Genomic DNA, 13,833 nt, shown 5'->3' with positions numbered 1-13,833 from the left:
GGGAAAGAAAATGCTGAATCAAACGGTCTCTAAAGACATGGACAGCAAACAAAAACGCTTTGAAAAACTAACCCGCGCACTGCACAGCGATATTTATCGTTATGCCTATTGGTTATGTGGTCACGCCCAAATTGCCGAAGACCTGACGCAGGAAACCTTTTTACGTGCCTGGCGCAAGCTGGACTCCCTGAGAAATGAAAAAGCGGCAAAAGCCTGGTTAATCACCATTGTACGCCGCGAAAATGCAAGGCGTTTTGAAAAATACACCCCGGATTTTGTTGATATTGAACTGCATGGTGGCGATGCGGCAGTCGACAGTATACAAGAGCGCGAGCATTATGGCTTGCAACGTGCGATTGCCCGACTCGAAGTCGAATACCGGGAACCTTTGGTATTACAGGTTGTTGGTGGTTTCAGTGGTGAGGAAATCGCCCAGATTTTAGAAATGAACCCCAATACCGTTGCCACGCGCTTATTTCGTGCGCGCGCACAACTGAAAGCCTTGTACCAGGATGAACAATCAACATCCTCTTCCCCACAACATAAAGGACAGGAACATGGATGATCTGGAATTTCGCCGCCGTTGTTACAGTAATCCACAAGATTCAAAGCCCGATTTCCTGGAAAAAATGGCAGAGGATGAAAATGCCCGCTTTTTTGCCCATGAATTACGCATATTTGACAGTCAATTAGCGCAGGCGCTTGCTACCCCCGTGCCTGAAGATCTGGCAGATAAAATTTTATTACAACAAAGCCTGCACCAACACCAGCGTTTTCGCAGTGTATCCAAACCCATGCTGGCAATGGCTGCGGCTTTGGTTTTAGGCATTGCGATCAGCGCGCAACTCTGGTTTTTTAATGACACAAACGGACTGGCAAAAGAAATGCTGGCACATGTCTATAATGAACCTCAATTTCTGCAAGTGGCACATAATCCGCCTGCAGAAACGCCGCAAGATAAATTAAACAGCATACTTGCCAGCTTCGGGGCGCAATGCAAAGGTGAGATTGGTACCATCTTGCACGTCAGTTATTGTGATATTGTGGGAGAGCGGGGTATGCACCTGGTATTACAAGGCTCAAAAGGTGTTGTCACCGTGCTCTACGCCCCAACCAGCATTGCTGAAAAGCCACAACGCATAGCCGATCACCGTTTGCATGGTGAATTAATCCCGGTACAGCCGCAACAGGGTAATCTGGCAATTATTGGCGAGCAGGGTGAAGCTCTGGAACCCTTTAAACAACGCTTAATGCAACAAGTGCAGTGGCGGATTTAAGTCTTCATAAAACTTGGATCAGGAACCAAGGATTAGCAATCCTTTAAGGAGTGCGACGACTGTTCTGCCTAACGATTATGTTCACTAGTACAGCAAATACTAAATATGAATAATAAAAATTTAGCCAAGAGCCTTGTCTTAATGGTTAATTATTATTATCGGTACTTATCAATTGCTGTACTAGCACGCTAAAGCGATGCAATTAGAGCAATAGTAAAAACTTACTGCTTTGCTGGATCCGCGTGTAGTATTTTGTTAGGTGCTTCCTGGCAATAGATATTCTTTATCTTCTACAAAGCGTTGTATCTCACGAAGTAAAACATCAGTGGCAGCCGTTACAGCTTTAATATATTTATCAATATTTTCCAAATCAAGTAGAAAAGCATTTTCCCCATGAGCTATGCTATTTCTGATATTCACAAGTCTGTCTATATCGCTTGTATACTCTATAAAGTTTTCATAATTGAACCCGAACATTTTACATAGTTCCTCGAGCACATTTGATCTAAGATTTGATTTTGTATCTATTTTTTTTGCAAACTTTAAACTTTCTTTATAAAGACTAGAAAACTTATCGGTAAATTCAATACGCTGTACAAATGATTGCTTTCCACTTAAAGTCTTGTACGAATCCCCAAGCCCTATTACCACTAAATTCGTTCGAATATTTTTTGGATTTAACTCTAAGCTATTTAAGTAACTAATAAGTATTCTTAATGAGCTTACAACAAAACCTTCCCAGTGTGCATATATCATTGGAATACACATACGGAACCATAAGTTTTTATCAACATTAGCTGCATTTAATTTAAACTTTGCAAATTCACCATCACGCCAGCTATTAGAAGCAGAAATTTCTTCGATTACATCATGCACGAGAAAACACCTCGAGTGCTCGATCCATTCGCTTCCGAATTCGCATATTAGAAAATGTGCTTGTACCTATTCCATTATACTCTTTATCAGAAACCAGAGCATCAATTCGAGAAAATATTTTTTTTTCATTACCGACTATTGTTGGGTAAGTCTTAGTTAAAGCAAATGCTATTGAATCGAATATATGTAGTGCAAAATTTCCTTTTGGCCTAAATATCGAGTTTCCATACTTGTCGTTAAGTAAGTGAGTTATTTCTAAGAAATATGACTTTTCTTCAATTAGATCAAATGGATACTCTCCACTTGAAACAGACTTCATAAATTCTGTTAAAAATTGAGGAACTGTAGTTTTAAACTCTCCTTCAAAATGTTTGAAAGCAAAAAATCTTAGGGCTAATTCCTCTAGGAACATTTGTTCTTTTTTGGTGGTACTAGGACTTATTAGTGCTTGAAATTCTTCATTTTTGGCTATCTCACGTAATACCATATTTAAATCGACATCATAGGATCCAAAAATAGCATTCCTAATCTCTTGATCTGATAGTGGGCTTGCACCAGTATTCAGGCGATTAAATAATTCATATCTTATATCTTCTATACTATCCCACCTAACTATTTCTATCCGACATACCGAACGTTTAATTGTAGTTTTTAGCTTTAGGGGAATAGTTACAACAGTGAGGCCTTCCAGTTCTTTAATTAACTCACCAGGCGTTAAAGTGGTATGATTTTTTTCGGGAAGAGACTCAAGTAGCCCAAAAAAAGCAAAAATAGTTGAGATACGTTGTAATCCATCAACAACTTCCCATTTTCCATGGTCATCTTCCGCAACAAATATAGGGGGGATGGGAATTCCAAGTAAAACTGACTCGATAAACCGTGTCTGCTGAAAATCAGTCCATCTAAAAACTCGCTGATATTCAGGAGTAATAAATAACTCCTTGTCCTCAAACATGTTCATTAGCTCGCCAAAAGACATATCAAGTCGATCAGTTTTTAGTGAATTTCTTTTAATAGTAACTATTTCTTCAATATTTTTCATATTTAACCAATTAGTTCCTGTTATAAGTTGTTGAACCTAATACTGGGAGTCAGCTTATTCGGAAAGCAAGCGTTTATGCGCGTGCACGCCCATCAAGATACCAAAACCACTGAGTATGCTGACGATGGAGGTGCCGCCATAACTAATCAAAGGCAAAGGCAGGCCAACTACAGGCAGCAAGCCGGAAACCATGCCGATATTCACAAAAATATACACAAAAAATGTGAGCGTGATGCTGCCCGCCACCAGTTTGCCAAAAATGCCTTGTGCCTGGGTGGCGATGTATAAACCACGGGTAATAATAAACACATACACCATCAGCAAGGCTATCACACCCATTAAACCAAACTCTTCACTCAACACGGCAAAAATAAAATCTGTTGAGCGTTCCGGTAAAAATTCCAGATGGGATTGGGTGCCGTTTAACCAGCCTTTACCATATAAACCCCCGGAACCAATAGCGATTTTTGACTGAATAATGTGATAACCGGAACCCAGGGGATCACTTTCCGGATTAAGCAGGGTTTGAATACGTCGCCACTGATAAGGATGAAATACATATTCCCGCAACGGGGTTAGCGTCACTGCCGCAACCGCGCCACCACCAGCCAGTAATGCGCCAAATACCAGCGCCCAGGGAATACCCGCCAGTAGCAACACGAATATACCGGAAGCAGCAATTAATAAAGAAGTGCCTAAATCAGGCTGCTTGGCGATTAATAAGGTTGGGATGAGAATTAATATCAGCGCAAAGCCCAGACGTTTATAGTTTGGCGGCAAGGGTTTGTCCGCAAAATACCAGGCAATGGTTAATGGTACGATCACTTTCATGATTTCAGAGGGCTGAAAGCGCATAAACCCCAAATCCAGCCAACGCTGAGCACCCTTGCCCACCGTTCCCACCAGCAATACCGCCACCAGCATTGCCATGCCTATGACATAAAAAATCGGTGTCCAGCGCATCAGTTGCTGACTGCGTACCTGAGCCAGCAGCAGCATGACAAAAAAACCAATACCCAGACGAATGGATTGCTTTATCAGAATCGCCATCGATTCCCCACTGGCAGAATATAATACCGCCAGACTGATACCGGACAAGGTGAATAAACCCAGTAGCAACGGGATATCAAGATTAAGCGTGGGAGAAACCTTCCAACTGACGCGCATAGAGTTACAGTATAGTTTTTAATCTAAAAATTTATAATTGCGTTGCCAGCAGATAATTCACATCCACATTATCACTGAGACTATAGGCATTATTAAACGGGTTGTACTCCATACCGGTAATATCCAATAGCTCAAGCTCAGTACCGCGAACCCACTCAGCCAACTCTGAAGGACGAATAAACTTGGCATAATCATGCGTGCCTTTTGGCAGCATTCGCAGCAGATATTCCGCGCCGATAATCGCTAAGGTATAGGCTTTGGGATTACGGTTAATGGTTGAGAAAAAAACAAAACCACCGGGTTTAACCAGTTTTGCGCAGGCGCTAATAACCGATGCCGGATCAGGGACATGCTCCAGCATTTCCAGACAACTGACAATATCATATTGTTGTGGATGCAGCTCGGCCCAATCTTCTGCATTATTATGCTGGTAATCAACACTTAAGCCTGATTCATATAAGTGCAGTTTTGCCACTTCCAGCGGTTGCTCGCTCATGTCGATACCAGTGACGATTGCGCCGCGTTCAGCCATGCCTTCCGATAAAATGCCACCACCACAACCTACATCCAGCACGGTTTTATCCATGAATTCCCCGGCAAAAGAGGCGATGTAATCCAGCCGCAAGGGGTTTATTTCATGTAAGGGTTTGAACTCGCCATGAGGATCCCACCAGCGGTTGGCCAGTGCGCCAAATTTTTTTAATTCACCGGGATCGGCATTGACTGTTGCTTCCATGGTACAGACTCCTAACAATAAGCAAATTCAATAGTTGCTTATTGTATCACTTGATTATGCTTAAAATCTGATGTTACGCAGTTGCTATTTTTTGCACCAAATGGGGCTTGCCAAGGGTAAATGAAAATCAGTACATCAGCAACATTCTATTGTCGGGATTCATACCAAAGACCTGACAGGTTTTTAAAACCTGTCAGGTCTGTACTTCCGTCAAAACAAGGCTACTGATGTACTAGCGTGAAGCAAAAAAAGCTTTTGCGTAACACCCGTTACAATGATGCTTAGGCTGCAACCACCGGTATAACCTTCTCCGCAACGCTTTGATATTCAGCGATTTCATGGAAGTTCAGATAACGGTAAATATTATCGGCTACACCGCTGATTTTATCCGCATATACCTGATATTCCTCAACATTGGGAATTTTACCCAGCAAAGCGGCAACTGCGGCAAGTTCCGCAGAAGACAGATACACATTGGCATCCTTGCCCAAACGGTTAGGGAAATTACGGGTGCTGGTAGACATTACCGTAGCATTGTCCGCAACCCGCGCCTGGTTACCCATACATAAGGAGCATCCCGGCATTTCCGTGCGTGCGCCTGCCGTGCCAAAGATGGAATACACACCTTCCTCGGTAAGTTGACGCTCATCCATGCGGGTCGGTGGTGCAATCCACAAGCGTGTCGGCACGCTACCCTGGCCTTCCAGCACTTTTGCCGCCGCGCGGTAATGCCCGATATTGGTCATGCAGGAACCAATAAAGACTTCATCAATCGTGGTGCCAGCCACTTCTGACAACAGTTTGACATCATCGGGATCATTCGGACAGGCTACAATCGGTTCTTTGACTTCATCCAGATTGATTTCAATGATAGCAGCGTACTCGGCATTGGTATCCGGTTTCAGCAGTTGTGGATTTTCCAGCCATTGCTGCATAGCCTCAATGCGCCGCTCTAAAGTGCGGGCATCGTTATAACCGTTGGCAATCATCCATTTCATCAAAGTCACATTGGAATGGAGATATTCAGTCACTGGCGCTTTATCAAGATTAACGGTACAGCCATTGGCAGAGCGTTCCGCTGAGGAATCTGCTAATTCAAACGCCTGTTCAACCTTTAAATCCGGCAGACCTTCAATTTCCAGCACCCGACCAGAGAAAATATTTTTCTTGCCTTGTTTCTCAACCGTGAGCAAGCCTTGTTGAATGGCCGTGTAAGGAATGGCATTAACCAAGTCGCGCAAGGTAATGCCGGGCTGCATCTTGCCAGAGAAGCGCACCAAAACGGATTCTGGCATATCCAGCGGCATCACCCCTAACGCGGCGGCAAAAGCCACCAGACCGGAGCCTGCGGGAAAAGAAATGCCCATAGGAAAACGAGTATGGGAATCACCACCGGTACCGACGCTATCGGGCAGAATCATACGATTCAGCCAGGAGTGAATCACCCCATCACCAGGGCGCAAAGCTACGCCGCCACGGGTCTGGAAAAAGTCCGGCAGACTGTGTTGCAGTTTAATATCAATCGGTTTGGGATAAGCGGCGGTATGACAAAAACTCTGCATCACTAAATCGGCAGAAAAACCCAGACAGGCCAGTTCTTTGAGCTCATCACGGGTCATCGCGCCAGTAGTATCCTGCGAACCCACAGTGGTCATTTTCGGCTCACAATACGAACCAGGCAGCACGCCATCCACGCCACAAGCGCGTCCCACCATTTTTTGCGCCAGGGTAAAACCTTTATCACCCGTACTGACCGTCACTGGACGCAAGAATAAATCTGTCGCAGGCAAACCTAAAGCCTCACGCGCTTTTTCCGTCAGGCCACGACCGATAATCAGAGCAATACGGCCTCCAGCGCGCACTTCATCGGATAGGGTGGTGGGTTTAAGTTCAAAGGTGCTGATGACTTCACCACTGTCATTGGTGATTTCGCCTTTAAAGGGATAGATGTGAATCACATCCCCGGTATTGAGTTTGCTGACATCGCATTCGATAGGTAAGGCACCGGAATCTTCTGCGGTATTAAAGAAAATTGGTGCAATTTTATTGCCTAATACCACGCCACCCTGGCGTTTATTGGGTACAAAAGGAATATCAGAACCCATGTGCCAGAGTACGGAGTTAATCGCAGATTTACGCGAAGAACCAGTGCCAACCACATCACCGACATAAGCCAGCGGATGACCTTTTTTATTGAGTTCGGCAATGGTTTCCAGTGGCTTGTCCATGCGACTAACCAGCATGGCTTTGGCGTGCAGTGGAATATCCGGGCGGCTCCAGGCTTCAGAAGCCGGGGATAAATCATCCGTATTGGTTTCTCCCGGTACTTTATATACGGTGACGGTGATTTTTTCCGCCAGACTTGGTTTACTGGTAAACCATTCACCTTCGGCCCAGGATTGCATAATCTGCTGAGCAAATTCATTGGTTTTGGCTTTTTCTGCAACATCATGATAGGCATCAAACATCAATAAGGTATGTGATAGCGCTTTCACTGCGGCAGGTGCCAGTTCAGTTTTATCCAGCAGTGCAATTAAAGGCTGAATATTATAACCACCCAGCATGGTGCCTAATAACTCCGTGGCTTTAACGGCATCAATTAATGGCGTCTGGGTTTTAGCATTTGCGACATCTGCCAGAAAACCGGCTTTGACATAAGCCGCTTCATCCACACCTGGCGGTATCCGATGAATCAATAATTCCAGTAAGGTGTTTTCTTCTCCGGCAGGTGGTTTTTTTAATAATTCTATTAAATCAGTCACCTGTTGAGCATTTAATGCTAAAGGGGGGAGGTCTTGTGCGCTACGTTCTTGTTGATGTTCACGATAGGCTTCCAGCATAGAGGATTCTCCTGTCAGTAAGGCAATTTTCCTTGCCTGAAATTATTTTAGAAAATTAGCATTGACTAATATAGTAAAGTAGAGGATAATACACATCATTGATTCATGAGGCAATTAATTGATTTTCTCATACAATCACAGACTCCTCCATCCTCCTTTGGTGGTTTGGCGCGACGCCCGTCGCGCCTTTTTTTTGCCTGCAACAAAGTAAATTTTTTTTCATAAAAAATGATATATCTCTACTTGCCGATACAAAAACTTGAAAAAATCTGCCCCAGCAAGTCATCCGCTGTCACTTCGCCGGTAATTGAACCTAAAACCTGTTGCGCCTGACGTAGTTCTTCCGCGATCAGTTCCGCTTGTTGATATTGGGCTTGCAAAGCACTTTCTGCCAGAGATAGTCGGGCGGCTTGCAAAGCATCCAGATGACGGCGGCGCGCCATAAATAAACTGCCTTCAAAACCGGTTTGTATGCCTGCCTGCTGTTTAAGCCAGTCTTTTAATAAGTCCAGGCCGTGTTCCTGTTTAACCGATAAACGCAGTTGATGGGCATCAATAAACCCGGTGACTTGCTGACTGAGATCCGCTTTATTGCGCAATGTCAGATAAGGCACGGCAGCAGGCATTTCCGCAGGGGGTAAGACAGGCTCTTGCTCCCGATCATCCACCAGCAGCAAAACCGCATCTGCCGTTTGCAGGGCTTCGCGAGCGCGGCGTATGCCTTCCTGCTCTACCGGATCTGCGGTTTCACGCAAGCCCGCAGTGTCGGTGATATGCAGTGGCACGCCATCAAGTTCGATGCTGTCGCGCACAATATCGCGCGTGGTACCGGCAATATCGGTGACGATGGCGGTTTCGCGCCGTGCCAGGGCGTTGAGCAGACTGGATTTACCGACATTGGGTTTGCCGATAATCACGATATGCAGACCCTCACGCAATAAATAGCCTTGCTGCGCCTGGGATAACAAAGTATCCAGTTGGGTTTGCAAGGTGTTTATTTTCCCGGCAACCTGACCATCAGCCAATAAATCAATTTCTTCATCGGGAAAGTCAATGCCCGCTTCAATATAGGTGCGCAGCCAGGTAAGGTCGGCAACCAGTTGGTGTATACGCTCCGAGAATTGACCTTGCAGCGAGCGCAATGCACAACGACTGGCCTGCTCGGTGCTGCTGTCTATCAGATCGGCAATGGCTTCAGCCTGTACCAGATCAATTTTGCCATTGAGAAAAGCGCGTTCTGAGAATTCGCCGGGATTTGCCAGCCGCGCCCCCAGTTTTAGTACTTCGCGCAGCAGACGATCCATTAGGATAGTGCCGCCATGCCCTTGCAATTCCAGCACATCTTCGCCGGTAAAGGAATGCGGGCCGGGAAAATACAAGGCAATACCTTGATCCAATAATTCGCCCTGAGGGCTTTTAAAATCCTGGAATACGGCGCTGCGGGGAAGGGGAAGCTTGCCTAATAAGGCTTGAGCAACATCACGGCATTGGCTGCCGGAAACACGAATAATGCCAATACCACCACGCCCAGGCGGGGTTGCCAGGGCGGCGATGGTATCGGTTTGCACTAAGCTTGAAGACATTCGTGGTGAATGTTATGCCGATTATTCCGCTTTATCCTGCTTCGATTTTGCGGGTAATATACCACTGCTGGGAAATCGAAATCAGGTTATTCACCGTCCAGTACAACACCAGACCAGCGGGGAAGAAGGCAAAAAAGATAGTAAAGACGATGGGCAATGCCATCATGATTTTTTGCTGCATGGGATCAAGTGGTGCCGGATTCAAACGGTGCTGAACCAACATACTGGCTCCCATCAACAGTGGCAGAATGAAATAGGGATCAGGAATAGAAAGATCGGTCAGCCATAGGATAAAAGGGGCCTGGCGTAATTCAACACTTTCCAGCAGCATCCAATATAAGGCGATAAACACCGGAATCTGCACCAGCACTGGCAGACAGCCACCCAATGGATTGATTTTTTCCTTTTTATACATGTCCATCATGGCTTGATTAAGTGCGCCACGATCATCCCCATAACGCTCTTTCAGTTGCGCCAGACGCGGTTGCAATGTACGCATTTTCGCCATAGAACGATAACTGGTGGCAGATAAATGGAAAAAAGCCAGTTTAATCAAAATGGTGATACCAATAATCGACCACCCCCAGTTACCCAGGAATTCATAGAGTTTTTTCAGCAGCCAGAATAAAGGTTGGGCGATAAACCATAAGAAACCATAATCCACGGTTAACTCAAGTCCCGGTGAAAGTGCCAGTAATTTATCCTGAACTTTCGGGCCTGCATAAAACTGTAAATCAAAAGATTCGCTGGCACCTGCCGCCACTTCCTGACTAGGGCCAAACATACCCAGCATATAACGAGTTCCGGTCGGCAAGTATTGACTGTAATATTGCCAGGTTTGCTCAGCAGGTGGCACCAGACTGGCAACAAAATAATGTTGCAGCATGGCAATCCAGCCATTGCGCCAGCCTTCTTGCACGTTTGGCAGGATATTGGTACTGACATCCAGATAAGAGATATGCGTCCCCCCTTCTTGAATGTCACCAAAATCGATTTTCTGGTAATTGCTTTCCGGGGTGGAAATCGCGCCGCCTAAATAGGTATAAATAAAGCTGGATTGACCGGCTTCACCAATTTGCGTGCGCTGCAACTGCCCATAAGGCCGCGCAGGCCAGGGTTTATCGGAATGGTTGGTGACTTTGTGCTGCAACTGAACCAGATACTGACCGCGCTGAAAATGATAAATTTTCTGGAGTTGTACGCCACCATCTGCGGCTTCCCAGGTCAGAACAACATCCAGTGTATCGCTGCCGGGAGCCAGTTCATAGCTGTTTTGTGTTGTTGTATAAGGTGTTTTGCTTTGATGATTCGGGCTATTGGGATCGCCGGGTTGTCCCAGGAAACCGGTTTGCAGCACAAACACATTAGGCAGTTGATCATTCATTAATTGCACGGGCTGATCCGGCAAACTACTGCTGACGGGATAGCTCAATAAATCCGCAACCCGGATATCACCACCTTGCAAATCAATTTCTACATGCAGGGTATCGGTGTTCACCTGTACCCGACCTGCGCTGTTAAATAATTGGTTGCCAGCCGACATGGGCAAATTCTGTTGTGGGCTTGTCGCAACGCTGGGGGGTGCGCCTTCCATAGTATTTGGCGTACCATCTGGTGCAGACGGCAACTGGGAGGCTGTGGCAGGGATGCTGCCTGGTGTTGATGTGGTACTGACAACAGGGCGCGATTGCGGCCCATAATCCTGTTGCCACGCCTGGTAAAGCAGCAGACCGATAAAAGCCAGCGTCATGATCAGAATCAGTCGGATATTATCCATGTACTTGCCTTACTTTAATGATTGAGATTGGAGTGATTTAGATTTGAGAATGCGTTGCCAATGTTTTTGCAGCGAGCGTGATAAAACTGGGTTGCTTGCTTCTGCCGCCCCACTGCGTGCCAGGACAACTAAATCCAGGCCGGCTAATTGTTGCTTATGAAAACGAAAGCTATGGCGGGTCAGGCGTTTGAGACGATTGCGCTGTACCGCCAGTTTAACCCGTTTCTTCATAAAAACCATACCCAAACGCGCGGCTGGTTTATGATTACAAATTGCGAGAACAGTCAGATAACGGTCACTGGATTTCCAGGGGTGTGTTTCAAAAACCGGCTTGAAATCAGCGCTATTTAATAAGCGGTGACGGCGCTGGAATCCAGTATCCAAAGTCGCTTGCGCCTGCTGAGCAGAACGCTGTTGCTTAAGCACTCAGCTTAGCACGGCCTTTAGCGCGACGATTTCTTAAAATTTGACGACCACCACGGGTTTGCATACGTGCACGAAAACCATGACGACGTTTACGTACTAACTGACTGGGTTGGAATGTTCTTTTCATGAGCCTTTACCTTATTCAAGTCGGGAAAAATAAAACCGGCAATTATATTTCAAAACTCAGCAACATACCAGTACGTGATTTGTATTTTTAATAAAAAAATTTTTTTTATTTATTTTTTCATGCCGGGTTTGTTTCGCTATCTACTTGAAATGACTCTGAAACAAGCATTGTTCAATGACTTAGGTGTTTTATTGAAAACAAAGTAAAATCATAACCTTATTAGTCAAGCCCCAGTATTTTTCAGTATTTTTTCACGACTGGATTATCTGATGATAGCTGGTTAAAATTACTTTCCCCAGCGATCACTGAATGGATGCAAAGCCTGATAGCCGCAGGTAATGCCTGTTCCTGTTTTCGCCTTATTTTTCCTCCATTATAAAAATACTGGTTTCAGCGTATAGTGCTTGAAGCCCTGGTATAGCGTTGTCTACAAGACACCGGAGAGCAGTTGTGACAGAACCACTTTGGCAGCGTTGTCTGCAACATTTGGAGCGTGAAATAGCACCACAGGAGTTCAATACCTGGATCCGCCCGTTACACATGCAGGAAATCAGCAAGCAGCATATTGTGCTGCTGGCACCAAACCGTTTTGTGTTAGACAGGGTGCAACAGCATTTTTCAGCGCGTTTAATCGAATTACTGACCCAATTAAATCACAATCAAAAACTGCAATTACAACTGCAAGTGGGTACGCGCAGAAAATCTGCCCAGGCACAACCAAGCACTGCTGGAGATCGAGCCGGTCAAAAACGCAACAATATCGTTTCATTTGGTGACAAACTAGCGCAGAACCGGGAACCGCCAACAAACCGTGCCAAACCACAGCGGGTATGGCAGCAAAGTCCATTAAATCAGAAGTTTACCTTCCAGGATTTCGTGGCAGGCAATGCCAACCGATTGGCTTACGCCGCAGCTCAGCAGGCCGCAGAAACCTGTGATTTTAATCCACTGTTTATTTACGGTGGGGCAGGTCTTGGCAAAACCCATTTAATGCAGGCTGTTGGTCATCAGTTACGCCAAACTCGACCACAGGCAAATATTGTATATCTACCCACAGAACGTTTTGTCTCGGATATGGTTAAAGCCATACAAAACAGAGTTATTGAAGATTTTAAGGCATATTATCGTTCGGTGGATGTCTTGTTGATCGATGACATTCAATTTCTGGCAGGCAAGGTGCGTTCGCAAGAAGAGTTTTTTCATACCTTTAACACCCTGATTGAAGGTCATCAGCAGGTTATTATGACTTGTGATCGCGCGCCACGCGCCTTAGATGGTCTGGAAGATCGACTGAAATCAAGATTAGGCAGTGGTTTGACAGTCACTGTTGATGTGCCTGCGCGTGATACGCTGGTGTCGATATTACAGCGCAAAGCCGCAGTTTCAAATGTCAAACTCTCTGATGAGGTCGCGGAGTTTATTGCCAATCATATCAATTCCAATATTCGTGAACTGGAAGGTGCTTTACATCGCTTGTTAGCCAGTGCGCGTTTCATGCACCGGGAAATCAGTCTGGACTTTTCCAGAGAAGCCTTACACGACTTATTAGCGCCCCAAATTCAACCACAATATAATATTACCGAGATTCAGCAGCAGGTGGCAGATTATTTTAAATTATCGCTAGAGGATCTGCTGTCCAAACGCCGACAACGTGTGATCGTACGTCCGCGTCAAATGGCTATCAGTTTATGCAAAGATCTGACCGAGCAGAGTTTAACCGAAATTGGTCATGCTTTTAATCGTGATCGTTCCACAGTGACGCACAGTTATAAAACCATCCATAAACTGGTGGGCGCAGATCAAAGTGTACAGCAGGATTATCAGCGATTACGGACACAATTATCCGGTTGAATAATAAGGAGTGAGAATTTTATAACTTCAGCAACTTGGCTGGTCTTTTCCTCCATTTTCTGCGTTGTGAAAACAGTTACATAGCTTGCTATGCGCCTGTTTTCACGCCTTGAAAATGAATAAAAACCCTG

At 45.3% G+C, this 13,833-nt stretch carries 11 protein-coding genes and 1 pseudogene; 3 read left to right on the top strand and 9 right to left on the bottom strand.

Annotated elements, in window-relative coordinates:
- Nucleotides 1-7 precede the first annotated feature (7 nt).
- Both QUF61_RS07510 and QUF61_RS07505 read left to right on the top strand, forming a co-directional pair.
- Nucleotides 8-565 (top strand): annotated as a pseudogene (locus tag QUF61_RS07510) (sigma-70 family RNA polymerase sigma factor); the annotation flags it as partial.
- A complete protein-coding gene (locus QUF61_RS07505; protein WP_289681212.1) occupies nt 558-1,277 on the top strand; it encodes a DUF3379 family protein in 720 nt (239 codons plus the stop codon). The pseudogene QUF61_RS07510 and the gene QUF61_RS07505, both read left to right, overlap by 8 nt.
- 255 nt (nt 1,278-1,532) lie before the next feature.
- Here the strand turns inward: QUF61_RS07505 and QUF61_RS07500 are convergent, their stop codons facing one another.
- The 9 genes from QUF61_RS07500 to rpmH all read right to left on the bottom strand — a co-directional run bounded on the left by QUF61_RS07500 (nt 1,533) and on the right by rpmH (nt 11,851).
- Nucleotides 1,533-2,153, bottom strand: a complete 621-nt coding sequence (locus tag QUF61_RS07500; protein WP_103918311.1) for an MAE_28990/MAE_18760 family HEPN-like nuclease — start codon at nt 2,151-2,153, stop codon at nt 1,533-1,535.
- Nucleotides 2,146-3,195 carry a DUF262 domain-containing protein gene (locus tag QUF61_RS07495; protein WP_103918310.1) on the bottom strand — a complete coding sequence of 350 codons (1,050 nt, stop codon included), beginning with the start codon at nt 3,193-3,195 and terminating at the stop codon, nt 2,146-2,148. Before QUF61_RS07495 ends, QUF61_RS07500 begins: the two co-directional genes overlap by 8 nt.
- A gap of 54 nt (nt 3,196-3,249) precedes the next feature.
- Nucleotides 3,250-4,362: a rod shape-determining protein RodA gene (gene rodA / locus QUF61_RS07490; protein ID WP_103920675.1), complete on the bottom strand. Its 1,113-nt coding sequence runs from the start codon at nt 4,360-4,362 to the stop codon at nt 3,250-3,252.
- A gap of 31 nt (nt 4,363-4,393) precedes the next feature.
- Entirely contained in the window at nt 4,394-5,098 is a 705-nt protein-coding gene (gene ubiG, locus QUF61_RS07485) for a bifunctional 2-polyprenyl-6-hydroxyphenol methylase/3-demethylubiquinol 3-O-methyltransferase UbiG (RefSeq protein WP_103920676.1), read from the bottom strand.
- A 281-nt stretch (nt 5,099-5,379) separates the two neighbouring features.
- Complete coding sequence (gene acnB, locus QUF61_RS07480; protein WP_289681211.1) at nt 5,380-7,938, bottom strand: bifunctional aconitate hydratase 2/2-methylisocitrate dehydratase; 2,559 nt, start codon at nt 7,936-7,938, stop codon at nt 5,380-5,382.
- A gap of 239 nt (nt 7,939-8,177) precedes the next feature.
- The gene (gene mnmE / locus QUF61_RS07475; protein WP_103920678.1) at nt 8,178-9,521 is read right to left on the bottom strand and encodes a tRNA uridine-5-carboxymethylaminomethyl(34) synthesis GTPase MnmE; all 1,344 of its coding nucleotides are present in this window, start codon (nt 9,519-9,521) and stop codon (nt 8,178-8,180) included.
- 31 nt (nt 9,522-9,552) lie between these two features.
- Nucleotides 9,553-11,298 carry a membrane protein insertase YidC gene (gene yidC / locus QUF61_RS07470; RefSeq protein ID WP_103920679.1) on the bottom strand — a complete coding sequence of 582 codons (1,746 nt, stop codon included), beginning with the start codon at nt 11,296-11,298 and terminating at the stop codon, nt 9,553-9,555.
- A gap of 9 nt (nt 11,299-11,307) precedes the next feature.
- Nucleotides 11,308-11,724 carry a ribonuclease P protein component gene (gene rnpA / locus QUF61_RS07465; RefSeq protein WP_103920680.1) on the bottom strand — a complete coding sequence of 139 codons (417 nt, stop codon included), beginning with the start codon at nt 11,722-11,724 and terminating at the stop codon, nt 11,308-11,310.
- Complete coding sequence (gene rpmH, locus QUF61_RS07460; protein WP_103920681.1) at nt 11,717-11,851, bottom strand: 50S ribosomal protein L34; 135 nt, start codon at nt 11,849-11,851, stop codon at nt 11,717-11,719. Before rpmH ends, rnpA begins: the two co-directional genes overlap by 8 nt.
- Nucleotides 11,852-12,301: 450 nt before the next feature.
- Here rpmH and dnaA point away from each other — a divergent pair, with 450 nt between their 5' ends.
- Entirely contained in the window at nt 12,302-13,702 is a 1,401-nt protein-coding gene (gene dnaA / locus QUF61_RS07455) for a chromosomal replication initiator protein DnaA (RefSeq protein WP_103920682.1), read from the top strand.
- Nucleotides 13,703-13,833: the final 131 nt, after the last annotated feature.

Origin of the sequence: Candidatus Venteria ishoeyi, from assembly GCF_030378065.1 — a bacterium.
GTDB lineage: Bacteria > Pseudomonadota > Gammaproteobacteria > Beggiatoales > Beggiatoaceae > Venteria > Venteria ishoeyi.
Note: the sequence above shows the minus strand (reverse complement) of the source record. Positions and strands in the feature narration are given on the sequence as shown.

Bases quoted from the DNA above. Each gene is read 5' to 3' on its own strand.
- rpmH (WP_103920681.1), bottom strand. From the start codon at position 11,851: ATGAAAAGAACATTCCAACCCAGTCAGTTAGTACGTAAACGTCGTCAT.
- ubiG (WP_103920676.1), bottom strand. From the start codon at position 5,098: ATGGAAGCAACAGTCAATGCCGATCCCGGTGAATTAAAAAAATTTGGC.
- yidC (WP_103920679.1), bottom strand. From the start codon at position 11,298: ATGGATAATATCCGACTGATTCTGATCATGACGCTGGCTTTTATCGGT.
- QUF61_RS07505 (WP_289681212.1), top strand. From the start codon at position 558: ATGGATGATCTGGAATTTCGCCGCCGTTGTTACAGTAATCCACAAGAT.
- rodA (WP_103920675.1), bottom strand. From the start codon at position 4,362: ATGCGCGTCAGTTGGAAGGTTTCTCCCACGCTTAATCTTGATATCCCG.
- acnB (WP_289681211.1), bottom strand. From the start codon at position 7,938: ATGCTGGAAGCCTATCGTGAACATCAACAAGAACGTAGCGCACAAGAC.
- QUF61_RS07495 (WP_103918310.1), bottom strand. From the start codon at position 3,195: ATGAAAAATATTGAAGAAATAGTTACTATTAAAAGAAATTCACTAAAA.
- mnmE (WP_103920678.1), bottom strand. From the start codon at position 9,521: ATGTCTTCAAGCTTAGTGCAAACCGATACCATCGCCGCCCTGGCAACC.